The following is a 22,577-nucleotide window of genomic DNA, read 5'->3' as shown; positions in this document are numbered from 1 at the left end:
GGAGTGGGAACCGAGTAGTCTCAACCACGAAAGGCCAGCTATTGCTTGTAGTAAGTGTTGACGTATGATTTTGTGTTTTCGCTATCATATGTTTTATTAAAATCAATGTGCCATTTCTCAAAAATCTCATTTTTTTCAGGAATTCTCTTTTGAACAAAATTATGGTAGGTAAAAGTTAGGCAACATAAGACTTCTAAACTTATGCTTCTTGCAAATTGATTTTCTCGCATAACTCCAAAACGAACCCCATTTCTAGTTTCGATAAGATTATTTTTTAAAATATTTGTACCATGGACATTTTCAGAATATCCTCTGTAAAAACTTTCATAGAGATAATATTGATTTAAGTGTCTGGCAAGTTGTTCAACATCTTTCGGACCGTCATATAGTGAAAACCAGTTTGGGTTTTTACGGATACTTGAAACTTTTTGATATTCTTTTTCTGCGTTTTCAAATTCGGGAATTTTCAAATTTCTCTCTAAACCTTGCATTGTCCTCTCAGAAAAAGGAAGAGAAATATTTTCAAAAACTTTATTTCTGTGGAGTTTAGCTCTAAACTCTTTCCCAACATCGGTTTTAGGATTCATTTTTTTAAAGAAATTAATTTCTTTATGAATGGTACAAACAATATAGGATGTTGCTCGTTTTTTGTAATCTCTCTCCAATAAATATTCTAAATTCAAAATGTTTTCGACAAGAACTCGAAATAACAATTTTGTATTTTCGATTGACGAATGCTTCATTAGAATTGAAATCCCATCAGCATTTTCTAGAATATTTTTGAAGAAAGTCTGACAAACCGCATTTTCTTTGATAGCAAGATTCTTTTCGATTTCCCACTTTAGCAAATGTGTGCCAAAATTTACAGTATTATCTATGAAAATAGATAAATTTTGTAATTCTACCGTTTGAGAATTTCGCGATAAAATTTCCTTTACTTCCTGAATTTTCATCTTCGGCTTTTTAGGCTTGCTACCAACTCTAAGAATATGGATCGTTTTAATACTTCGGCTGTGCTCAGTACAGGTGAATTATATACACCGATATGTGAAGTTAACATTTTTCCTCTAAAGCTTTTGTTATCAAAAAAAGACGTCCTTGGACGCCTTTAGTATTTAAGTTCTCGACAGCCCCTTCGACTCCGCTCAGGGTGACAGCTCGAACTGACACTTGTTTTACAGATTCGGAATCACCAACCCCTGATTGGGGATGGATTAAATCTGGGTTCTTAAAAAATATCGCGCTATCCCATTCATTCCACACTCTTCAACACCAAAACCCAATCATTGCCGTCCTGAACTTTTCCAGAAGGGATAAACGTTCTTGTACCCTCATTTTGGAGCAACCCAATAGGTGTCTTTTCACCGTTACGGGGATTAAACCAAAAAGCTTTTACCTCTGAACCTTCTATTTTTCCCAAGGCCACATTTATTTTTTGACCGTTGTAGGTATACACAAAGGCGTAATCCGTACCTCGGGTGGCAACTTGGTAGTTATATCCTTCCCCTTGCCCTGAGGCAATCAGGGATTGGTCGGGAATCCTATCAAAATAACTTTCGGAAAGCATCAATTTTTTTAGATGTTGCATTTGAAGTGCACCAGAGGCCCCCAGGGCTTCAGTCCAGTACTCCCGGACACCATAAGCGGGGTCCTTGTCGCCGGGTTTGTGCATTTGCATAATAGCATTATGACCGTAGGTATGCCCAAAAGCTCCTGCAAAAACCGACCAATAGGCATATCTTCTTACGTCATCGGCATTCCAATACGGTTGAGACGGGTCGTGCAATCCCTGCGGGATACTTTCGTAAGACGGCTCACCATCAATCGTGGGTTTTATGGGAACACTTTGGTAGTCATCCCGAACGTATTTCCAATTGTCCTGCCCATAGGCGTTTTCAGTATCATCTTGGTCGTATCGTCTATGCCCCGACTGGAACATATTAAAATCAAGCCAATCCGATTTGTGAAACCAATTGGATGATTTGGTCCTGCCAAATGGGTGGAAGGTTGCCAAATGGTCAGGGGCATGTTTTTTAAGGTTTGTGCCTATACTATTCCATATTTTGGTGCTATCACTCCCTTTGGTATCACCCCCGTTCAACCAAATAATGTTCGATTGGTGGGCATAGCGTTCCGCGAGCCAAGTTGCATATTTCTCAGCTTGGGGTTGGGTCACATGTCCGCTCCTTACATTGGTGCCCCAGACCGGTACCATGGCCATGTACAGTCCCTTTTTTTTGGCGAGATCCACAATAAAATCCACATGGTCCCAATAGTCATATGCTTCGTTATCATCAAATGAGTCGCCAGGAGTTATTTTGGGTTGGGAGATATCACCCTTCACCAAAGCGGAATCACCATAAACATTGGTAAATTTCAGTTGGTGGAGCACCATCACCTGAATGACATTAAAACCGAGTTCGGAACGCTGGGTGAGGTATGTTTCGGCTTCTTTGCGGTCCAATTTGGAAAAAAGCAACCAACCCGTATCGCCCAACCAAAAGAAAGGGTCACCATCCTGGGTCATTAAAAACCGCCCATTTTCGGATATGGACAACAAAGAAGGTTCAGTGTCTTTGGGCTCGCAGGACAGACAAAGGACGAGCAGTAAATTAATAAGAACAAATGCTTTCATATGGTGGTCTTTCTACAATGGCGGTTGACCCAAATATAGTTTTAAAAATGCGTTTTGGATGATGATGGGTTTTGATACCACCACAATATGAAAGTATGGTTATTGAAAAGGTTGCGGGGCTACTATCATCCACGGCAAGATTCGATTTAAAACTTCGCTTACACCCAATACAAAATGAATTATATCGACCTATATCTGAAGTTGGTGATTTTTGACAAAACCTCCTAAAACAAAAAGACGCCCTTGGGCGCCTTTAGTATTGTAATGTCGCATCGAGCACAGTCGAGATGTTAATGAGTTCTCGACTGCGCTCGAACTGACACTTGTTTTACAAATTCGGAATTACCAACACCTGATCCGGGTGGATCAAATCTGGGTTCTTTAAAATATTTGTATTTGCCTCAAAGATTTGCTTGTATTTCATGGGGTCGCCATAATAATGCTTGGCAATCTTACTCAAGGATTCTCCGCTTTTTACGGTATGCCGTGCATAGACAGAATCATCGGCCACGGTAATGTTGGCTTTGATGTCGCTTGGACTTTGTCCACCAATCTCCTTGATTTTATCCCACAATAGGTTTTTCTCATACTGGGTGGCCGCTTCTCCTTTTATCTTCAACACGCCACCTTCTTCATTAACGTCTCCGTTTTTTATGGCTAATTTTTCACCTAGATCCAATACGGGCTGATACTTTGCTTTTACACTCATAACACAAATTTTATAGTTAACAATTAGACTCTCAAGATAACCATTATGGCAACATTCCACTATTAAATTTTTGTAATACTTTCTGGAAATCAAACGTTTTGGGCAGATGCTTTGTGAATCAAGAATTTAATTGTATTTTTGCACTCCTTTTTTAGCAAAGCAGTAAGAGGAAAAAAGGAACTGAAAACAAAGATAAAAACCACTTTCACGGTAATTGCTCAACTCTTATAAAAACGTGGAATACAAATTTTATGTCAGCACATGGCTGAAGAAAAAACAAACGTTGCAGAAGTTGAAGAAACTGTTGCAGCACCAGAAGTAAAAAAAGAAACCCAACCCCAACAAGACCCACAGGAGTATCTTGAGAATTTTGATTGGGAAAAGTACGAAGAAGGAATTGAGCGTGTAGATGACAAAAAGCTCAAGGAATTTGAAACACTTGTAGAGGAAAATTTTGTGGACACTGCCGATGAGGAAGTAGTGGAAGGAAAAGTGGTTCACATGACCGATCGTGAAGCGATCATCGACATCAACGCAAAGTCTGAGGGTGTTATTTCGTTGAACGAGTTCCGTTACAATCCTGATCTTAAGGTGGGTGACAAAGTTGAGGTACTTATCGATATCCGTGAAGACAAGACCGGTCAATTGGTATTGTCCCACAGAAAAGCTAGGACCATCAAAGCTTGGGAGCGTGTGAACAACGCTCATGACAAAGAAGAAATCGTTACCGGTTTCGTAAAATGTAGAACCAAAGGTGGTATGATCGTTGACGTTTTTGGAATTGAAGCGTTCTTGCCAGGTTCTCAAATTGATGTGAAGCCTATCCGTGACTACGATCAGTATGTAGGGAAGACCATGGAGTTCAAAGTTGTGAAGATCAACCACGAGTTCAAAAACGTAGTGGTATCGCACAAAGCGTTGATTGAGGCCGATATCGAAGAGCAGAAAAAAGAAATCATTGGTCAATTGGAAAAAGGCCAAGTTTTGGAAGGTATCGTCAAGAACATTACATCTTACGGTGTATTTATCGACCTTGGCGGTGTGGACGGATTGGTTCACATTACCGACCTTTCTTGGAGCCGTATCAACCACCCCAACGAAGTTGTTGAGTTGGATCAAAAATTGAATGTGGTTATCCTTGACTTTGATGACAATAAATCAAGAATCCAATTGGGTCTTAAGCAATTGGAGAAACACCCTTGGGATGCCCTTGGGGATGAGATCAAAGTAGGTGACAAAGTAAAAGGTAAGGTTGTTGTAATCGCAGATTACGGTGCCTTTATCGAAGTTGCTGAAGGTGTTGAAGGTTTGATCCACGTTTCAGAAATGTCTTGGTCAACGCACTTGCGTTCCGCCCAGGATTTCGTAAATGTGGGTGATGAAGTTGAAGCGGTTGTTTTGACCTTGGATCGTGAAGATCGTAAAATGTCTTTGGGTATCAAGCAATTGACTCCAGACCCATGGACCGATATCACTTCCAAATATCCTGTTGGATCTAAACACAAAGGAATCGTTAGAAACTTTACCAACTTTGGTGTTTTTGTTGAGTTGGAAGAAGGAATAGACGGTTTGATCTACATCTCTGACCTTTCTTGGACCAAGAAAATCAAGCATCCATCTGAGTTTGTTACCGTTGGTGACACTTTGGAAGTTGAAGTATTGGAATTGGACGTAGAAGGTCGCAAGTTGAGCTTGGGTCACAAGCAGACCACTGAGAACCCTTGGGACAAATATTCCGAGGAGTTTGCTGAAGGAACTGTTCATAAAGCTGCCATTGCGGAGATTGTGGACAAGGGAGCTACCATTGATTTCAATGAGGATATTGTTGGATTTGTTCCATCACGTCATTTGGAAAAAGAAGATGGTAAGAAACTTGTAAAAGGTGAACAAGCAGAATTCAAGATCATCGAGTTCAATAAAGACTTTAAGCGAGTTGTGGCAAGCCATACCGCAATCTTTAGAGAGCAAGAAGAGCGAAATGTAAAAGCTGCCAAGAAAAGATCGTCCGCTTCAGATGAAGCTGCACCAACCCTTGGTGATGCCAATTCACAATTGCAAGCATTGAAGGATAAAATGGAAGCTGATTCCAAGAAAAAGTAATCAGGTTTTCATAAATAGAGGAGAAACCCCGCTGGTAACAGTCGGGGTTTTTTTATGCCTTTTGCATTCTAAAGAATTGCTTACTTTTGCATTCAACAGAGTCGGTTGCACAGCATATGAGTCAAAGAGTACTGCTTACTTCAAAAGAGATCAACATCATACTGCACCGGTTGGCTTGTCAACTGTTGGAAAACCATTTAGATTTTTCGAATACGGCCCTTATTGGCATTCAGCCAAGAGGTATTTTTTTGGCTGAACGGCTCGCTAAAATCCTGAAAGAGGATTACAAAGTAAAAGATATACCCCTCGGATTTTTGGATATTACCTTTTTTAGGGATGATTTTGGAAGAGGGGATAAAATCTTGAAAGCTAACTCCACCAAAATGAACTTTTTGGTCGAAGATAAAAAAGTGGTCTTTATTGATGATGTGCTCTACACAGGACGAAGTATACGGGCAGCATTAACGGCGATTCAGTCCTTTGGAAGACCCAAAAGCATAGAATTATTGACATTGATTGACCGTCGTTTCAGTAGACATTTACCCATTCAACCCAATTATAGGGGTAGGCAAGTGGATGCCATAAACGAAGAAAAAGTAAAGGTGATGTGGGCGGAGCATGATGGAGAGGACAGTGTATATTTAGTAAGTAAATAATTTGAAATGAGCGAATTGAGTGTAAACCACTTGCTGGGAATAAAGTATCTGAACAAAAAGGATATCGCACTCATTTTTGAAACCGCAGACCATTTTAAGGAGGTTATCAATCGATCCATTAAAAAGGTGCCCACCCTACGGGATATTACTATTGCCAATATCTTTTTTGAAAACAGTACCCGAACCCGATTGTCCTTTGAGCTCGCTGAGAAACGTTTGTCCGCGGATGTGGTCAATTTCTCTGCGGCATCATCTTCGGTAAAAAAAGGGGAGACCCTCATCGATACGGTCAACAATATCCTTTCCATGAAAGTGGATATGGTGGTGATGCGCCATCCCAATCCCGGAGCAGGGATATTCCTTTCAAAACATGTAAAGGCATCCATTGTCAATGCGGGTGATGGAGCCCATGAACACCCCACCCAAGCACTGTTGGATTCGTATTCCATACGCGAGAAGTTTGGGGATGTAGGTGGTAAAAATGTGGTGATTGTGGGTGATATTCTGCATTCTAGAGTAGCACTCTCCAATATTTTTGCCCTAAAATTACAAGGTGCGAATGTTAAGGTCTGTGGCCCCAAGACCCTCATCCCAAAGCATATTGAATCGCTAGGGGTTACTGTGGAGACCAATCTTAGAAAAGCATTGGAATGGTGCGATGTGGCCAATATGCTCCGCATACAGAATGAGCGGATGGACATCAGTTATTTCCCTTCCACTCGAGAGTATACCCAACAATTTGGGGTGAACAAACAGCTGCTGGACAGCTTGGACAAACAAATTGTGATCATGCACCCCGGTCCAATCAATAGGGGGGTGGAGATTACAAGTGATGTAGCGGATTCTGACCAATCCATAATTCTGCACCAAGTGGAAAATGGAGTGGCCATCCGTATGGCAGTACTATATTTATTGGCTTCAAAAATCAAGTAGTATGATTTTCGACAAAGAAGGCACAACCACTATCGTTTTTCAAGAGAAAACCTCACTTTCAACCTTCATGGAAAATTTGAACAACGCCTATCCCAAAATCAAGCACGATAATATTATTATTAATCTCTTTTCTTTCAAAAAGCTCACAGAGGCTGATATTTTGGAGTTCTTGGATATTTCCAACACTCATAAAGGTGCCGGACAATCCTTTGTTTTGGTCACCGACAAGGTTACCTATGATGAAGTTCCGGATGAAATCAGTGTGGTACCCACTATTCAAGAGGCCAAAGACCTTATTGAGATGGAAGAAATAGAACGCGATCTTGGAATATAGACAAAAGACAAAAGACAAAAGACAAAAGATAAAAGAAGAAAGACTCTTGGCCTTGCCTCTTGATTCTTGTCTCTTGCCTCTTGATTCTTGCTTTCCAAGAAACTAACCATCCAACTATCTATTTTCCAAATGCAATTAGTAACTTTCCGTTTTTAATTTTTCCATAATTTGTGAAACTTACAATACTGGGTTGTTACTCTGCAACACCAAGAACGTTTACCAACCCGACCTCTCAGGTGCTTGAAACCAAGAATCATCTTTTTCTGATTGATTGTGGTGAAGGTACCCAAGTACAGTTGCGAAAATATAAGGTTAAGTTTTCTCGGATTAAACATATTTTTATTTCCCATTTGCATGGCGACCATTTTTTTGGCCTGCCAGGACTGGTTTCCACATTTCGACTTCTGGGGCGGGAGAGCGAACTGCACATTTATGGACCAAAAGGCATCAAGGAGGCCATTACACTGTTTCTTAAATTAGGGGACAGCTGGACCAATTATCCGCTTGTTTTTCATGAATTGGAGTCGAAGGAATCTGAATTGTTGTTCGAGGATGAGAAAATAAGTGTGCGTACCATTCCTTTAGACCATAGGGTGTATACCAACGGATTTCTATTTCAAGAAAAGCCAGCTCCACGAACTTTGGATATAGAAATGGCCAAAAAATATAGGATAGATAAGAGTCAGTTCAATAACATCAAAAATGGGGCAGATGGGGTATCCGAAAATGGAGAGCTTATTCCCAACAAACAAATCACATTGCCTCCTCCCAAGCCTAAAAGTTATGCGTTTTGTAGTGATACGGTATATAAAGAATCTATTGTCCCCATCATAAAAAATGTGGATATGTTGTACCATGAATCCACTTTTTTGGAGACCGAGACGCATCTGTCTACTAAAACAAAACACTCCACAGCAAAACAGGCGGCCCAAATTGCTAAACAAGCTAAGGTGGGCACACTTATCCTAGGTCATTATTCCACTCGATACAAATCTTTGGAACTTTTTAGGGAAGAAGCCCTACAGGTTTTTCCTAATGTGGAGTTGGCCGATGATGGTAAAATCTTTGAAATTTGATGAGATCTAGGGCAGCTGTCATATCATAAAACAAAAAGCATTCTTTTTACAGGCCTATCTTTTGTTGCCATTTGAATTTTACCGAAATTCACATCATGCAAAATAACTTGGGCAACTATAGAAAATCCTACGAGAAAAGCAGCTTGACAGAGGATACTGTTAAGGAGAATCCCCTTGAGCAGTTTCAAAAGTGGTTTTACGAGGTAGAGGCAACCGATGGGGTTGACGAAACCAATGCCATGACCATTTCAACCATTGGTTTGGACGGTTTTCCAAAGAATCGGGTGGTCTTGCTCAAAAAGTATACCCACGAAGGGTTTATTTTTTACACCAACTACAATAGCGAAAAAGGGCGGGCGATAAGCAAGAATCCTTCAGTTTGTCTCTCCTTTTTTTGGCCCAATATGGAACGGCAGGTCATCATTAAAGGTACGGCTGAAAAAGTGGCCGAGAACCTTTCAGACGGTTATTTTGAATCACGGCCTGTAGGAAGTCAATTGGGCGCTGTAGTTTCCAATCAAAGTGAGGTCATTGGATCTCGTGAAGCTTTGGAGAAGGAACTGGAGGCCTTGGAAAAACACTATGAAGGTAAGTCCATTGAAAGACCAAAACATTGGGGCGGGTATTTGGTGCGGCCCATTTCCATTGAATTTTGGCAAGGACGCCCCAATAGATTGCACGATCGAATCAGATATACCCTTCAAGAGGATTATGATTGGAAGATTGAACGTTTAGCACCCTAATTCAATACAAATGAAACAATTGATACTAATGCGGCACGGAAAATCCTCATGGGAGTATGAGGTGTCGGACAAGGATAGACCACTACAAGAAAGAGGGATCAAAGACGCCCATTTGGTGGCAAAGGCATTTGATGAGATTGCCCCTACCATAGATTTTGCTTGTTCGAGCCCTGCCAATAGAGCTTTGCATACCAGTCAGATTTTTCTCCGGGATTTGGGTTTTGATCTCAATCAGTTCAAGGTAGATAAGCACCTTTATGACTTTTCAGGAGATAGCGTGGAAGCCTTTGTGAAACAGTTGGACAACCAATGGGAAACCGTGGCCATTTTTGGACACAATTATGCCTTTACATCACTTGCGAATACTTGGGGAGATCTGTATATTGAGAACGTTCCCACAGCAGGACTGGTCCACATTCTATTCGATGTAGAAGATTGGTCCAAAATTTCAAAGGGAACCACCAAAAAAACAATCTTTCCAAAAGACTTAAAACAATAAATGGTCAAAACAAAGAATGAGTATATAAACAGGGAAATCAGTTGGTTGCATTTTAATGCCCGCGTGTTGCAGGAATGTAATGACCCCAATGTGCCACTGATTGATCGTCTTCGGTTTCTGGGGATTTTCAGTAACAACCTCGATGAGTTTTTTAAGGTGCGATACGCCACTGTTAAACGTATTGTTGATGCCGGAAAAACAGGTAAAAGTGTTTTGGGAGGGGAGCGAGCCAAGGATCTTCTGGAAGAAATCACCAAAATTGTGATTGCGCAGCAGGCCCGTAGCCTTGAAATTTTCACAAAAATTGAAAAAGAACTCAGTGCCGAGAATATTTTCATCATTGACGAGAATGAGGTAAGTGAAAGTCAGGCAGAGTTTATTCGGGACTATTTCTTTAGCAAGGTCAATCAGGAATTGATGACCATCATCTTAAACGACCTTACCGAATTTCCCTTGCTAAAGGATACCGCGGCTTATTTGGCGGTAAAGATTGTGATGAAAAACGGTTCTGGAAATGGTAAGCACAATAGGTATGCACTAATTGAGATACCAAAAGGGATAGACCGATTCGTGGTACTGCCCAAAGAAGGAGACAAGAACTACATCATTATTTTGGATGATCTTATCCGTTTTTGCTTGGATAATGTCTTCACGATGTTCGAGTTTGAGTCCATTTCGGCACACATGATCAAAATTACACGAGATGCAGAGCTGGATATCGATAATGACCTTAGTAAAAGCTTTATTGAGAAAATATCATCCAGTGTAGAGCACAGAAAAATAAGCGATCCGGTGCGATTCGTGTATGATAAAAAAATCGATAAGGATACACTCCAGTTCCTAAAGGAAAAAATGGATATCATGGGAACGGATAGTGTTATTCCTGGAGGCCGTTACCATAACAGAAGGGATTACATGGGCTTCCCCAGCTTGGGGCGGTATGATCTCATGTACGAAAAAATTGAACCATTGCCTGTAAAGGGGCTGAGCATGAAGGGAAGTCTTTTGGAGATGATCGCCCATAAAGACTATATGATCTATGCCCCGTATCATACCTTCAGTTATGTCACCAAATTTTTGCGGGAAGCCGCCTTGGACCCCAAGGTTCGGACCATTCAAATTACGGTATATCGATTGGCAAGTGACAGTCAGATTGCCTCTGCGCTAATCAATGCCGTAAAAAATGGAAAACAGGTTACCGTACAGATAGAACTGCAGGCCCGTTTTGATGAGCAGGCCAATATTGAATACGCCAACCAATTGCAAGCCGAGGGCATTCGATTGATTTTTGGTGTATCAGGGTTAAAGGTGCATAGCAAAATATGCATGATTGAACGGGAAGAGGCCGAAGGGATGAAACGCTACGGTTTTATCAGTACAGGTAACTTTAACGAGTCCACTGCTAAAATTTATACCGATTATACCTTGTTCACGGCCCATGAAGGCATCTTAAAGGACATGAGTAAAGTGTTTGCCTTTTTTGAAACCAATTACAAAATCAATAAATACAAGCACTTAATTGTATCGCCACATTACACCAAATCCACTTTTATAAAACTTATTGATAAAGAGATTGACAATGCCCACGCTGGAAGGGAAGCGTATATCAAAATAAAAATGAATAGTCTTACATCATATAAAATGGTGGACAAACTGTATGAGGCAAGCAGAGCTGGGGTCAAAATACAAATGATTGTAAGAGGAATATGTTGTCTTATTCCTGGAGTTGAGGGTATGAGCGAGAATATTGAGGCCATAAGTGTTGTGGACAAATTCTTGGAGCATCCCCGCCTGTTTATTTTTGGGAACGGTGGCGACCCCAAAATTTATATTTCATCAGCAGATTGGATGACCCGTAACCTTGACTTTAGGGTAGAAGTGGGCTGTCCCATTTATGATCCAGATATTCGCCAAGAATTGTTGGATACCTTTGATATTTCTTGGAGAGACAATCTAAAAGCTAGGATTTTTTCGGATAAACAGGACAATGCCTATAGAAAAAGAGGAGAGAACGAACCTGAGCTAAGGTCTCAATTTGAGATGTACTACTATTATCAAAAGAAGCTGGAATCCTAATACTTCCCAAATTGAACATACGAAAATTTGCTGCTATTGATATTGGGTCAAACGCCATAAGGTTGTTGATTCATAACGTTATTGAACATGCAGAAAAACCAACAGCATTCAAAAAAAGTGAGCTGGTTCGGGTACCCGTTCGTTTGGGCGAAGATTCATTTTTAAGGGGTGAAATTTCAGAAAGAAATCTAGACCGATTGATAAAAACCATGCGTTCGTTCGACTTGTTGATGCAAGTTTATGGTGTGGAAAAATATATGGCCTGTGCCACATCGGCTTTACGGGAGGCTAAAAATGGACAAGAAGTCATTGAGAAAGTCCAAAAGGAGTCCGGAGTGCAAATTCAGATTATTGATGGTAAAATGGAGGCTTCCATTATTGCTTCCACGGATTTAAAGGACCTTATCAAAAGTGACCGATTCTATCTCTATGTTGATGTTGGGGGCGGAAGTACCGAATTCACCATTTTTGATAAAGGAAAACCCATCATGTCCCGGTCATTTGAAATTGGAACCGTTCGTATACTCAACGATTTGGTGAAGGATACGGTATGGGACGAAATAAAACTGTGGATTACCTCCAACATGAACGTGGAAAACAAGGTAGAAATCATTGGTTCAGGGGGGAACATCAACAAACTGCATAAAATGTCGGGAAGAAAAGTGGGACAGCCGTTGTCCTACATTTGGTTGAATGCCCAATACCACTTTTTGAACAGCATGGATTATGAAGATCGTATCTCGGAATTGGGGTTGAACCAAGACAGGGCGGATGTTATCATACCTGCGACCAAAATCTTTTTGAATGCAGCCAAATGGAGCAAAGCAAAGAAAATACACGTTCCCAAAATTGGTCTTGCAGACGGAATGATAAAGACGCTGTACTACCAGTAAATTAACCGTGCATGGTTTCTTTCCTGCCCAAGTCTTTCATGAGAGTGGCTTCGTACTCCAGAAGGTCTTGCCATTTTTGGTCTACTTCTTCCTTGTTTCCATATTTGCGGGCAAATTTCAAGAACATGGTATAGTGATTGGCTTCACTGGCCATTAAGCTGCGATAAAACTCGGAGAGTTCTTCATCTTGAATTTCTTCTGAAAGTAACCGGAACCGTTCACAGCTTCGGGCTTCAATTAAGGCTGCGTATAGGAGTTTGTGCACCAAGTGCATATCACGACTCCCGCCTTTTGGAAAAAATTTCATCAGCTCCAAAACATATTCATCCTTACGTTCTCGTCCCAAGACCCAACCTCGCTTTAAAATTTTGTCATGAACCATGTTAAAATGCCCCATTTCTTCGCGGGCCAAAGCCGTCATTTCCTTTACCAATTCTGATTTTTCTGGAAAACCGATGATGAGCGATATAGCCGTGCTGGCTGCTTTTTGCTCGCAATAAGCATGATCGGTTAGGATTTCCTCGATATTTTTTTCAACAATGTTCACCCATCTTGGGTCCGTAGGTAGTTTTAGCCCTAACATGTTTTTGGATTTGTATTCTGTGATGCAAAGATAGCAGTATTGCTGCAAGCAGCTTAGAAATCAAGATCAAACTCTTTTCGCAAAAGGTCTATGGCAGGATTTTTTTCCTTTAATTTCTCATATTTCTCCTGTGGGGTAAAGGCGAATTTCTTGGCAACTTCTTCATTTACGGTAATATGCAGTGTAATGGAGTAGTTGTTTAGTTTTTGTTTGAGATGATCCAGCATTAAACTCTGTTCCCGCTCCACTTCCTTTTTCATGGTGTTATTGGGCAGCTCAATCCAAATGGTGTTTTCGTTTTTTAACTTGGGTACATCGGTTTGAAGGTTGCTGGCCAAGATTTTACGCCCTTTGCCTTCAAGAATATGGACAAAATCATCCCAATGTTGTTGCATATCGCCCTCAGTGAAGGACTCACTTGGTAGCTCCTCATGGGGTACATCCGGTGTCTTGGTCTGTTCGTGGGCCTTTTTTGCTTTAATGCTGGATAGGGATAGTCCAGAGACTCTTTTTTCAGGCGTCTTAATCTGTATCTTTTTGGTAGGCTGATAATTTTCCTTGGGTTCTTGAACTATAGCTACTTGGGGTTCAGCTACTTCAAGCGCCACTTCTTCGTTGTTTTTTTCAACTTCTTTTGGGGCAGTGCCATTTGTTTTGGGTGCCACTGTTCCATTTTTGGTGGAATTAGAAGTAAAATGGGAAGCGGGGATTATGAAATTAGCGTTTTTTTTTTCTCCATCATAAGTGATGGATGCCAATTTCATTAAGGTGAGTTCCACTAGCAACCGCTGATTTTTACTGCTCTTATATTGAAGATCACAATCATTGGCCATATCAATGGCATTCAATAAGAAATCTTTTGATGTTTTTTTCGCCTGCTCTTGGTACTGCTGCTGCACATCTTCGCCCACCTCCAATAAGGGAAGGGTATCAGGATGCTGACATACCATTAGATCCCTAAAATGGGAAGCTAACCCAGTAATAAAATGATGACCGTCAAAACCAAGGGACAATGTTTTATTGAAAAGCATCAATAATTCTGGAATTTTGTTCTCCAAAATCAAATCTGTTGCCGAAAAGTAGGTATCATAATCCAGCACATTGAGATTGTCCGTTACGGCTTTTCGAGTCAATTGCTTTCCCGAAAAACTTACCACTCGGTCAAAGATGGAGAGTGCATCCCGCATGGCACCATCTGCTTTTTGTGCAATGATGTGGAGCGCACTTTCTTCAGCTTCCACCCCTTGCTGCTCGGCGATATATTTTAGGTAATCTGCTGCATCCTTTACGGTGATTCGTTTAAAATCAAAGATTTGACAACGAGACAGGATGGTAGGGATAATCTTGTGCTTTTCCGTGGTGGCCAAGATAAAAATGGCATGCTTGGGTGGTTCCTCTAGGGTCTTCAAAAAGGCATTGAAGGCCGATTGGGACAACATGTGTACCTCGTCAATGATATAGACCTTGTATTTGCCCACTTGTGGAGGAATGCGAACTTGGTCGATAAGACTTCGGATGTCATCCACGGAATTATTGGAAGCGGCATCCAACTCAAAAATATTGAAGGCAAAATCCTCGTCTTCCCGTTCGGTACCATCTTGATTGATTTTTTTGGCCAAAATCCGGGCACAAGTAGTCTTTCCAACACCTCTTGGGCCACAAAACAATAAGGCTTGCGCCAAATGGTTGTTCTCAATGGCGTTCAGCAGGGTATTGGTAATGGACTCCTGGCCCACAACATCTTTAAATGTTTGGGGGCGGTACTTCCTCGCTGATACTACAAAAGGTTCCAAAATCTGGGAAAAGTTGTATTACTACAAATATAAAAATAGGAACGTGCAAAGTGACTTGTCTGCAACCTAGATCACCTTTTTTTATTAACAATTAGGTTACCTTTGCGGCCAGCAGGCCACCTTATCGCTCCGATAGCTATTGGGGAGGAAAGTCCGGACACCATAGTGCGGCATAGCGGGTAACGCCCGTCCGCCGAAAGGCGAGGACAAGTGCAACAGAAAGGATGTACAGTTCGGCTGTAGTGAAATCAGGTAAACTCTATGCGGTGAAACGTCACGTAAACCAGCGTTTTGAGGGCTGCACGCCCAAGCTGGAGGGTAGGCGGTTAGAGCTTTTGGGCAACCAAAAGTCTAGATAAATGATAAGGCTCGACAGAATCCGGCTTATGGCCTGCTTTTTATTGAAAATTTAAAAACAGTTATCTCAGTGGTCAATTACTGAGCCATCAAAACTGTCCCACATTTCAGGAAATTCCCATTCTTCTACTCCACGTTCATTTTCTACTAAATCATCATCCAATTCAAGCCCAAGACCTGGGCCATCTATGTTTCCTGCTAAGGAAATATGGCCATCATCATCCATTACCAATGGTTTTTTAATGTAACTTTTCCCAAGAGAACTACGTTCTACACCATCATCTGGAGCTGCTTGAAGATTAGGTAATTCGTGTGCCAATAGATTGGGAATACTGGCTACGACATGTAAAGATGCTACAGCTCCAACAATGCCTTCTTTGGCATGGGGTAACATGGCTGCATAGAAAGCTTCAGCAAGTGATGAAATAGCTTTGAGTTCTGTAATACCGCCACAATGTGTTATATCTGGTTGAAGAATAGAAGCGGAGCCCAATGACAGTAATTCTCTAAACTGCCATTTTGTAACCATTCGTTCACCCGTTGCAAAAGGAATATGTGTCTTTTTGGCCATTTCTGCCATTAAGGGAAGGTTTTGAAACTGAATTGGTTCTTCATAAAACCAGGGCTGAAATTGTTCCAAGGCCTTAATCAAAATCATAGAAGTTTGTGGCGAATGATCTCCATGTAGTTCAATTCCCATATCCACTTTTGGGCCAATGACATCTCTAATAGCAGCAATATTCTCCACAACTCCTTTTACAAAATCTGGATTCTCTACGTAACGAGACAGTCTACCACGACTGTATGTAACTCCCACTTTCATGGATGTATATCCTTCGTCAATCACTTTTTGTGCTCCTTCGGGAGTACCGGCCTGCCCATATACCCGTACTCTATGCCTGCTTGGACCTCCAAGTAACTCATATACAGGAACTCCGAGTGCTTTTCCTTTAATGTCCCACATGGCTATGTCAACTGCAGATAAGGCACTGGTAAGAACAATGCCTCCTCGGTAGAATGCATGACGGTATATGGCTTGCCAATGATGCGCCGGTTTTCTTGGGTCTTTTCCAATTAGGTATTTTTCCAATTCTTTTATGGCAGCCATAGTTGTGGGTATACGCCCCTCAACGGTTCCTTCACCAATACCAACAATACCGACGTCAGTGTGCATTTTCACAAAAATTGTACGTAAGGTATGTACAGGAATGATTTCCAATTTGGTAATTTTTATAGGGTCTTTAGGAGATATAAGCGCTTTGTTGACATTAAACGTATTGCCGGCTTCAGAATATTTTATAGGTTGACCAACAAGTTGTTCTGTAACCAAAAGCCCAGCCATACCTGCAGTCATATTTTTAAGCCAATTTCTTCGAGAAAAGTCCTTTTTCATTTTTGGTAAGGTTATATTATTTTTAAGAATTAAACACATGATTATGAGAGAAATATAATCTGTATAACCTAAAAGTAAAGAATAAATGTTAGCTTTCTTATTCAGCAATGGTAAAAAAGCTGAATATACTACCGCCGTATTTTCGGCTCTCTACAAAATGGGAGTGTTCGGATAAATCCGTTTGATCGGAATGCTCAATTACCAAAAGACCATCTTCTTTTAATAATTCATTTTGAAAAACAAGATTGGCAATGGCTAAAAATTGTGCGGTCTCAAAACTATAAGGAGGGTCAGCAAAAATGAGGTTGAATTTTTCAGGGGTCCGCTCCAAAAATTTAAACACATCAGATTTAATAGAGGTAATAGGAAAATCGAGTTCTTTTGCGGTTTTGGAAATGTATTGAACACAACCTGCATAGCTGTCTACGGCCGTTATTTCCTCCGAACCTCTTGAGGCAAATTCAAAACTGATGTTCCCCGTACCCGAGAAAAGGTCCAATACGTTGAGTTCATCCAGATAAAATCGATTGTTAAGGATGTTAAAGAGCCCTTCTTTGGCCATATCGGTGGTTGGGCGAACTGGAAGTTTCTTTGGAGCACTAAGTCTTTTGCCTTTATATTTTCCCGAAATAATCCGCATTATAGTGCACTCAATATTGAGAAATCAATGGCATCGTTCTCCAATTCGTCTAAAGGAAATGACGGATTGTGCGGAACAAACACAGAAATATGTTTTACGTATTGGTAGCATAAATTGTAGACCGGGTCTCCTTCCTCAATGGTGCCAAACAACTTGAGTTGGATTTTTTCAGGGTCCATTTGCAACTGTTCAAAACTGAAGAGCAGGTAGTACAAAAAATCCTCTTTGGTCTTGAACTCAAACTGATTATAGAAGATGAGCTTTTTCTCAGCCACCACCATCATTTCCATTTCCTTTTCAGAAACTTGCACATAGCAAATCGGTTCCGAAGAAATTCTTGCTTGGTTCAGCAATGTATTGATTAGGACGGTACCGCTGTGCTTAAATTCGAATTCGCCAAAAATGTCGAAGATGTAGTTGTTAATATTGGTGTAGGGCACGTAGACATTTACAATTTCTTGATTTGGAATTTCATCAAAGGCGATAAGATCGGTTGCCATGATCTTGGCATTGAACTTTAAATAGTTGGGCAGTTCCTCTGCATTGAAAAGGGGTTTTGGCACCAAACTGAACATGGTGTTCTTGTGGATGACCACTACTTCGGAAAAATCTGTTCCAATATCACTTTTCTGGTTGATGATGGCTTTTAACTCTTTGAGCATGAGATAGGGAGTTGAGGGCGTTTTAAAGCTTACCTTCTCAAAAGCCAGGATTTTATTGGAAATAGTGTCCAGTACACAAAAAGAAAGTCCATTCAAGCCGACTTGAATGGACAATTTCTTAAAAGTGTTATTTTCTTTGGACTGTACTATACTAGTTGTTTTTTCGGTCATAGATGGGAGGCCAGTTACCATTTGTACTTACATCGGTAAGGGAACCTACTTTTATTTCGGTACCGTTGACTTCCTCTACACTTTGATGGGCATTTTCCCTGGCCAGCAAATCTGCAGGTTGGTCATATAACACCACATCCTTTTTTACTTTGGCTTCAAAAACGGGAGCTTTGTATCCGCTTTTGTCAATGATGTCTGCTTTCATTTCAAACTTTTCATCATTTTGTCCGTAAGGAACGTTCATCATGCTCTTATAACTATCATCGGCTCCAAATAGAGAATCCTTCACTTTTACCTGTCCAAGGGTATCTATGATGATGGTATCTTGTTGAAGTTCAATTTGATATACTTTGTCATATCGCATAAAGGAAGAATCCCTTTGCGTGGTAATGGTATAACTTCCCGTATCGATGAACTGTATCAAGCTATTGAAGTTGTCAGCGTATTTCCCATTTACAGTTTTGTAAGCTTCTTGGGCATCCCTAATATCTTTAAGTTTAGTGATGACTTCAGAAAACCTTTCTTGTCTTACTTTGTTGAATTCGATGGGGGCATTAATGGATTTGTAAATTTTGTAGCCCAGAAAAATGCTTAAAAGTCCAAAAGCAAGTACAAGGATGGGCTTTACTTTTTGAGGTAAAAACTTGTCAATCAGGAATACAAGGCCTATGGTCAAAAGGCATATTAATACTACGATAAGGATTAAATTTAACATATCTGCTATTGTCTTTCTAAGTTAATTTAGTGGTTACAGACAAATCTACAATTTTTTTTTAATCACGAAACTTTTTGCTTTAAAAAACCATGCTATCTTTAGATGCCTATGGACAAGCCTACAGCATCAAATTTCCTATCGATACTAGCAAAAAAATTCCCCCATGTTCCAACCATAAAACAGGAACTCGCCTTGGAGAAACTGGCCCACTTTGTGGTAGATGGGAAAAAGGACGAGATTTTCCTTTTAAAAGGCTTTGCCGGTACAGGAAAAACCACCATTGTGGCTACCATGGTGAGCAGCCTTTGGAAAATACGAATGGGCTCCATTCTCATGGCTCCAACGGGGAGGGCTGCAAAAGTGATGTCGGTTTACTCAGGGAACAAGGCTTTTACCATTCACAAGAAAATTTATTTTCCCAAAAAGCAGTCTGGGGGAGGGGTACAATTTGTCTTGGCCCCCAACAAGCACAGGAACACCATTTTTATAGTCGATGAAGCTTCCATGATTCCGGATACACCTGCCGATTCCAAACTTTTTGAAAATGGGTCATTGTTGGACGACCTTATGTTTTATGTGCATTCTGGGCATAACTGCAAATTGGTTTTGATTGGGGACACGGCACAGTTGCCCCCGGTTAAATTGGAGCTAAGTCCAGCATTGGAAGAAGACCGACTTTCTTTAAATTATAATAAGGAGGTGAAGTTTTTGGAGTTGGATGAAGTAATGCGGCAGACCGATGATTCAGGGATATTGTATAATGCCACCAACCTCAGGGAGCAATTACAATCCCAATTTTTTGATGGTTTTAAGTTTGAAGTCGGGCCTTTCAAGGACATTGTTCGACTTATAGATGGCACCGAGATACAGGAAGCCATAGATTCCTCCTATAGCGAAAATGGCAAAGAGGAAACGGTAATCATTGTACGTTCTAACAAAAGAGCCAATCTGTATAATCAAAACATTAGGGAGCGGATTCTCTTTTTGGATAATGATATTGCGGTTGGGGATTATATGATGGTAGTAAAGAACAACTATTTTTGGTTGAAGGCCAGTTCAGAAGCTGGTTTTATTGCCAACGGCGATATTATTGAGATACTGGAGCTTTTCGCCATTAAAGAACTCTATGGCTTTACATTTGCCGAGGTAAAGGTGAAGATGGTGGATTATCCCAACCAAAAACCTTTTGAAACTGTTCTGTTGCTGGACACCATAAATGCGGAATCCCCATCACTTTCCTATGAAGATGGCAATAGATTGTATCAAGAAGTAATGAAAGATTATGCCCATGAAACATCAAAATATAAAAAGTTTCTTGGGGTGAAGAACAACAAGTATTTCAATGCCCTGCAGGTAAAATTTTCCTATGCCATTACCTGTCATAAATCGCAAGGAGGGCAATGGGATACCGTATTTGTTGAACAGCCTTATCTGCCCAACGGTGTGGACAAGGATTATCTACGATGGCTCTACACAGCGGTGACCCGAGCCAAGCGACAACTCTTTTTAATTGGTTTTAAAGATGATTTTTTTGTTGAGTAGGAATACCCTATTTTAGACAAGACCATGAATATGACACCAGATACCATCATAAGTATATTTTTAGGCATAGGTTTGGCTGCCTCAGTGGGATTTAGGGTCTTTTTGCCCTTGTTTGCCCTAAGTTTAGCGGCTTATTTAGGGGCATGGGAACTGAATGATAGTTGGCAATGGATAGGAAGCCTTGCCGCTTTGATAACATTGGGAGTTGCCACCATTATTGAGATTTTTGCCTATTTTATTCCTTGGGTGGACAACGCTTTGGACAGTATCGCCATTCCCTTAGCGGGAATTGCCGGTACAGCCGTTATGGTATCCACTGTAGCCAATCTAGATCCGGTGGTTACCTGGTCCTTGGCCATAATTGCCGGAGGCGGAACTGCAACGGCCATTAAAGGGGCCAATGCGGCAGGCAGAATGACCTCGACGGCAACCACGGGAGGCATGGCCAATCCCATAGTGTCCACTATTGAAACGGGAACAGCTGTGGCCGTATCTACCGCATCAATTTTGGTACCTCCCATTGCGGCAATTTTGGTAATCATCATTTTGATTTTCATTTTTATGATCTACCGAAAACTACGTCCCAAGACCAAATAGCAACATCGATCAAACAAAATAGAAAAAGTGAGAATAATTTCCATGATTCCGGCGCGATACCAAGCTTCAAGATTCCCAGCAAAACTCATGCAGGATCTCTGCGGTAAACCGGTCATTGTCAGAACCTATGAAGCAGCAGTGAAAACAGGACTGTTTGATGCCGTTTACGTAGTAACGGACAGTTCAATCATCTCTGATGTTATCTCCGAAATAGGGGGAGAGGTAATCATGAGCAAAAAGGAGCACCAAAGTGGAAGTGACCGAATTGCTGAGGCTGTGGAGGACATGGATGTGGACATTGTCATCAATGTACAGGGCGATGAACCTTTTATTGATGGCGAGAGTTTGGGAAAAATCATTGAAGTTTTCAAAAATGATCAAAAGAAAGAAATAGATTTGGCCTCGTTAATGACCCCCATATCGGATTGGGAAGAAATTTCCAACCCCAATACGGTAAAGGTCATCGTGGACAATCAAAATTGTGCACTCTATTTTTCCCGTTCCCCCATACCCTATCCCCGTGATAAGGAGGTTGAAGCCACTTATTATAAGCACAAGGGGATTTACGCCTTCAGAAAAAGGGCTTTGATGGATTTTCAAAGATTGCCGATGTTGCCCTTGGAGGCCAAGGAAAAAATAGAGGCCATCCGGTTTTTGGAATATGGAAAGAAAATAAAAATGGTGGAAACCCATGTCACTGGGGTCGAGATAGACACCCCTGAAGATTTGGAACGCGCTGTAAAAGCATGGAAGTAGACTATAGCAACATAAAAGTAATTGGATTTGATGCCGATGATACCCTGTGGGTGAACGAAACCTATTTTAGGGAAACCGAAGAACGTTTCGCGGATTTGCTGGAAGGCTACGAGACCAAAAACAAGGTGGACCAAGAGCTCTTTAAAAAAGAAATGGAGAACCTTGAAATCTATGGCTATGGCATAAAAGGGTTTATGTTGTCCATGATAGAGTCTGCATTGGAGTTGTCCAATAATAGGATTCCCCAAGAGACCATTTCCGAAATATTGAAGTTGGGTAAGGACATGATTTCCCATCCTGTGGAGCTTTTGGATGGTGTCGAAGAAGTACTCTCAAAACTCGTGGATAAATATCGGTTGATTGTACTTACCAAAGGCGACCTTTTGGATCAAGAACGAAAATTGGAGAAGTCCGGACTCTCCAAATACTTCCATCATGTGGAGGTGTTGAGTGATAAAAAGGAAAGCAATTATAGCAACCTTTTGGAGCACTTAAATATCAACGTGGATGAATTTTTAATGATTGGCAATTCTCTTAAGTCGGATGTATTGCCTATCTTGAAAATTGGTGCCAAGGCTGTGCATGTTCCCTTTCATACCACATGGGCCCATGAAATGGTTTCAGAAACAGAGCAGATGAACGATCACCTAAAACTCAACAGCCTAAAGGACATTTTAAAATATTTGAATAAACATTGAAGACCGAAAGCAACTT

The 22,577-nt window shown here is 40.9% G+C and carries 22 protein-coding genes and 1 other RNA gene; 14 read left to right on the top strand and 9 right to left on the bottom strand.

Annotation, left to right across the window (positions count from 1 at the left end):
* Positions 1 to 38: 38 nt before the first annotated feature.
* The 3 genes from J0X14_RS16795 to J0X14_RS16785 all read right to left on the bottom strand — a co-directional run bounded on the left by J0X14_RS16795 (position 39) and on the right by J0X14_RS16785 (position 3,344).
* Positions 39 to 953 carry a DUF5677 domain-containing protein gene (locus J0X14_RS16795; RefSeq protein ID WP_207098974.1) on the bottom strand — a complete coding sequence of 305 codons (915 nt, stop codon included), beginning with the start codon at positions 951 to 953 and terminating at the stop codon, positions 39 to 41.
* 299 nt (positions 954 to 1,252) lie between these two features.
* On the bottom strand, positions 1,253 to 2,635 hold the full coding sequence (locus tag J0X14_RS16790; protein WP_207098973.1) for a glycoside hydrolase family 140 protein: 1,383 nt from the start codon (positions 2,633 to 2,635) through the stop codon (positions 1,253 to 1,255).
* Between the two features lie 328 nt (positions 2,636 to 2,963).
* Positions 2,964 to 3,344, bottom strand: a complete 381-nt coding sequence (locus J0X14_RS16785; protein ID WP_207098972.1) for a LysM peptidoglycan-binding domain-containing protein — start codon at positions 3,342 to 3,344, stop codon at positions 2,964 to 2,966.
* Between the two features lie 261 nt (positions 3,345 to 3,605).
* Here J0X14_RS16785 and rpsA point away from each other — a divergent pair, with 261 nt between their 5' ends.
* From rpsA to J0X14_RS16740, 9 genes are all read left to right on the top strand, one after another.
* A complete protein-coding gene (gene rpsA, locus J0X14_RS16780) occupies positions 3,606 to 5,444 on the top strand; it encodes a 30S ribosomal protein S1 (RefSeq protein ID WP_207098971.1) in 1,839 nt (612 codons plus the stop codon).
* 116 nt (positions 5,445 to 5,560) lie between these two features.
* Positions 5,561 to 6,100 carry a bifunctional pyr operon transcriptional regulator/uracil phosphoribosyltransferase PyrR gene (gene pyrR, locus J0X14_RS16775; RefSeq protein ID WP_207098970.1) on the top strand — a complete coding sequence of 180 codons (540 nt, stop codon included), beginning with the start codon at positions 5,561 to 5,563 and terminating at the stop codon, positions 6,098 to 6,100.
* A 6-nt stretch (positions 6,101 to 6,106) separates the two neighbouring features.
* Positions 6,107 to 7,033, top strand: a complete 927-nt coding sequence (locus J0X14_RS16770; protein ID WP_207098969.1) for an aspartate carbamoyltransferase catalytic subunit — start codon at positions 6,107 to 6,109, stop codon at positions 7,031 to 7,033.
* Between the two features lies 1 nt (position 7,034).
* A complete protein-coding gene (locus tag J0X14_RS16765) occupies positions 7,035 to 7,367 on the top strand; it encodes a ribonuclease Z (RefSeq protein WP_207098968.1) in 333 nt (110 codons plus the stop codon).
* Between the two features lie 170 nt (positions 7,368 to 7,537).
* Positions 7,538 to 8,443 carry a ribonuclease Z gene (locus J0X14_RS16760; RefSeq protein ID WP_207098967.1) on the top strand — a complete coding sequence of 302 codons (906 nt, stop codon included), beginning with the start codon at positions 7,538 to 7,540 and terminating at the stop codon, positions 8,441 to 8,443.
* 95 nt (positions 8,444 to 8,538) lie between these two features.
* The gene (gene pdxH / locus J0X14_RS16755) at positions 8,539 to 9,186 is read left to right on the top strand and encodes a pyridoxamine 5'-phosphate oxidase (RefSeq protein ID WP_207098966.1); all 648 of its coding nucleotides are present in this window, start codon (positions 8,539 to 8,541) and stop codon (positions 9,184 to 9,186) included.
* A gap of 10 nt (positions 9,187 to 9,196) precedes the next feature.
* A complete protein-coding gene (locus J0X14_RS16750) occupies positions 9,197 to 9,685 on the top strand; it encodes a SixA phosphatase family protein (RefSeq protein WP_207098965.1) in 489 nt (162 codons plus the stop codon).
* On the top strand, positions 9,686 to 11,761 hold the full coding sequence (gene ppk1 / locus J0X14_RS16745; RefSeq protein WP_207098964.1) for a polyphosphate kinase 1: 2,076 nt from the start codon (positions 9,686 to 9,688) through the stop codon (positions 11,759 to 11,761).
* Between the two features lie 11 nt (positions 11,762 to 11,772).
* On the top strand, positions 11,773 to 12,654 hold the full coding sequence (locus J0X14_RS16740) for a Ppx/GppA phosphatase family protein (protein ID WP_207098963.1): 882 nt from the start codon (positions 11,773 to 11,775) through the stop codon (positions 12,652 to 12,654).
* 1 nt (position 12,655) lies between these two features.
* Here J0X14_RS16740 and J0X14_RS16735 read toward each other — a convergent pair whose 3' ends face one another.
* Complete coding sequence (locus J0X14_RS16735; RefSeq protein WP_207098962.1) at positions 12,656 to 13,237, bottom strand: tRNA-(ms[2]io[6]A)-hydroxylase; 582 nt, start codon at positions 13,235 to 13,237, stop codon at positions 12,656 to 12,658.
* Between the two features lie 53 nt (positions 13,238 to 13,290).
* Positions 13,291 to 15,030: a DNA polymerase III subunit gamma/tau gene (locus J0X14_RS16730; RefSeq protein ID WP_207098961.1), complete on the bottom strand. Its 1,740-nt coding sequence runs from the start codon at positions 15,028 to 15,030 to the stop codon at positions 13,291 to 13,293.
* 108 nt (positions 15,031 to 15,138) lie between these two features.
* Between J0X14_RS16730 and rnpB the strand changes: the two genes are divergently transcribed.
* An RNA gene (rnpB, locus tag J0X14_RS16725) (RNase P RNA component class A) lies at positions 15,139 to 15,432 on the top strand.
* A 22-nt stretch (positions 15,433 to 15,454) separates the two neighbouring features.
* On the opposite strand, the gene dgoD is transcribed toward rnpB, so the two are convergent.
* The 4 genes from dgoD to J0X14_RS16705 form a co-directional block, all read right to left on the bottom strand.
* On the bottom strand, positions 15,455 to 16,780 hold the full coding sequence (gene dgoD, locus J0X14_RS16720) for a galactonate dehydratase (protein ID WP_207098960.1): 1,326 nt from the start codon (positions 16,778 to 16,780) through the stop codon (positions 15,455 to 15,457).
* Positions 16,781 to 16,877: 97 nt separating this feature from the next.
* Positions 16,878 to 17,420 (bottom strand): RsmD family RNA methyltransferase, encoded by a 543-nt coding sequence (locus J0X14_RS16715; RefSeq protein ID WP_207098959.1) that lies wholly within the window; start codon positions 17,418 to 17,420, stop codon positions 16,878 to 16,880.
* On the bottom strand, positions 17,420 to 18,253 hold the full coding sequence (locus J0X14_RS16710; protein ID WP_242528072.1) for a DUF3822 family protein: 834 nt from the start codon (positions 18,251 to 18,253) through the stop codon (positions 17,420 to 17,422). The genes J0X14_RS16715 and J0X14_RS16710 overlap by 1 nt, the downstream gene beginning before the upstream one ends.
* A complete protein-coding gene (locus J0X14_RS16705) occupies positions 18,234 to 18,968 on the bottom strand; it encodes a hypothetical protein (protein WP_242528071.1) in 735 nt (244 codons plus the stop codon). The genes J0X14_RS16710 and J0X14_RS16705 overlap by 20 nt, the downstream gene beginning before the upstream one ends.
* 108 nt (positions 18,969 to 19,076) lie before the next feature.
* Here J0X14_RS16705 and J0X14_RS16700 point away from each other — a divergent pair, with 108 nt between their 5' ends.
* From J0X14_RS16700 to J0X14_RS16685, 4 genes are read left to right on the top strand one after another with little or no spacing between them, the layout of a single operon-like run.
* Entirely contained in the window at positions 19,077 to 20,510 is a 1,434-nt protein-coding gene (locus J0X14_RS16700) for an ATP-dependent RecD-like DNA helicase (RefSeq protein WP_207099053.1), read from the top strand.
* A 30-nt stretch (positions 20,511 to 20,540) separates the two neighbouring features.
* A complete protein-coding gene (locus J0X14_RS16695) occupies positions 20,541 to 21,107 on the top strand; it encodes a DUF4126 domain-containing protein (protein ID WP_207098957.1) in 567 nt (188 codons plus the stop codon).
* 42 nt (positions 21,108 to 21,149) lie between these two features.
* The gene (kdsB, locus tag J0X14_RS16690) at positions 21,150 to 21,863 is read left to right on the top strand and encodes a 3-deoxy-manno-octulosonate cytidylyltransferase (protein ID WP_207099052.1); all 714 of its coding nucleotides are present in this window, start codon (positions 21,150 to 21,152) and stop codon (positions 21,861 to 21,863) included.
* Positions 21,854 to 22,561 (top strand): HAD family hydrolase, encoded by a 708-nt coding sequence (locus tag J0X14_RS16685; protein ID WP_207098956.1) that lies wholly within the window; start codon positions 21,854 to 21,856, stop codon positions 22,559 to 22,561. Before kdsB ends, J0X14_RS16685 begins: the two co-directional genes overlap by 10 nt.
* The last annotated feature ends 16 nt before the right edge of the window (positions 22,562 to 22,577 follow it).

The organism is Allomuricauda sp. CAU 1633 (assembly GCF_017313225.1).
Classification (GTDB): domain Bacteria; phylum Bacteroidota; class Bacteroidia; order Flavobacteriales; family Flavobacteriaceae; genus Flagellimonas.
Note: the sequence above shows the minus strand (reverse complement) of the source record. Positions and strands in the feature narration are given on the sequence as shown.

What these genes read in the sequence shown, in the direction of transcription:
- J0X14_RS16795 (WP_207098974.1), bottom strand. Translation starts at nt 953, where the DNA reads ATGAAAATTCAGGAAGTAAAGGAAATTTTATCGCGAAATTCTCAAACG.
- J0X14_RS16790 (WP_207098973.1), bottom strand. Translation starts at nt 2,635, where the DNA reads ATGAAAGCATTTGTTCTTATTAATTTACTGCTCGTCCTTTGTCTGTCC.
- J0X14_RS16785 (WP_207098972.1), bottom strand. Translation starts at nt 3,344, where the DNA reads ATGAGTGTAAAAGCAAAGTATCAGCCCGTATTGGATCTAGGTGAAAAA.
- rpsA (WP_207098971.1), top strand. Translation starts at nt 3,606, where the DNA reads ATGGCTGAAGAAAAAACAAACGTTGCAGAAGTTGAAGAAACTGTTGCA.
- pyrR (WP_207098970.1), top strand. Translation starts at nt 5,561, where the DNA reads ATGAGTCAAAGAGTACTGCTTACTTCAAAAGAGATCAACATCATACTG.
- J0X14_RS16770 (WP_207098969.1), top strand. Translation starts at nt 6,107, where the DNA reads ATGAGCGAATTGAGTGTAAACCACTTGCTGGGAATAAAGTATCTGAAC.
- J0X14_RS16765 (WP_207098968.1), top strand. Translation starts at nt 7,035, where the DNA reads ATGATTTTCGACAAAGAAGGCACAACCACTATCGTTTTTCAAGAGAAA.
- pdxH (WP_207098966.1), top strand. Translation starts at nt 8,539, where the DNA reads ATGCAAAATAACTTGGGCAACTATAGAAAATCCTACGAGAAAAGCAGC.
- J0X14_RS16750 (WP_207098965.1), top strand. Translation starts at nt 9,197, where the DNA reads ATGAAACAATTGATACTAATGCGGCACGGAAAATCCTCATGGGAGTAT.
- ppk1 (WP_207098964.1), top strand. Translation starts at nt 9,686, where the DNA reads ATGGTCAAAACAAAGAATGAGTATATAAACAGGGAAATCAGTTGGTTG.
- J0X14_RS16735 (WP_207098962.1), bottom strand. Translation starts at nt 13,237, where the DNA reads ATGTTAGGGCTAAAACTACCTACGGACCCAAGATGGGTGAACATTGTT.
- dgoD (WP_207098960.1), bottom strand. Translation starts at nt 16,780, where the DNA reads ATGAAAAAGGACTTTTCTCGAAGAAATTGGCTTAAAAATATGACTGCA.
- J0X14_RS16715 (WP_207098959.1), bottom strand. Translation starts at nt 17,420, where the DNA reads ATGCGGATTATTTCGGGAAAATATAAAGGCAAAAGACTTAGTGCTCCA.
- J0X14_RS16710 (WP_242528072.1), bottom strand. Translation starts at nt 18,253, where the DNA reads ATGACCGAAAAAACAACTAGTATAGTACAGTCCAAAGAAAATAACACT.
- J0X14_RS16705 (WP_242528071.1), bottom strand. Translation starts at nt 18,968, where the DNA reads ATGTTAAATTTAATCCTTATCGTAGTATTAATATGCCTTTTGACCATA.
- J0X14_RS16700 (WP_207099053.1), top strand. Translation starts at nt 19,077, where the DNA reads ATGGACAAGCCTACAGCATCAAATTTCCTATCGATACTAGCAAAAAAA.
- J0X14_RS16695 (WP_207098957.1), top strand. Translation starts at nt 20,541, where the DNA reads ATGACACCAGATACCATCATAAGTATATTTTTAGGCATAGGTTTGGCT.
- kdsB (WP_207099052.1), top strand. Translation starts at nt 21,150, where the DNA reads ATGATTCCGGCGCGATACCAAGCTTCAAGATTCCCAGCAAAACTCATG.
- J0X14_RS16685 (WP_207098956.1), top strand. Translation starts at nt 21,854, where the DNA reads ATGGAAGTAGACTATAGCAACATAAAAGTAATTGGATTTGATGCCGAT.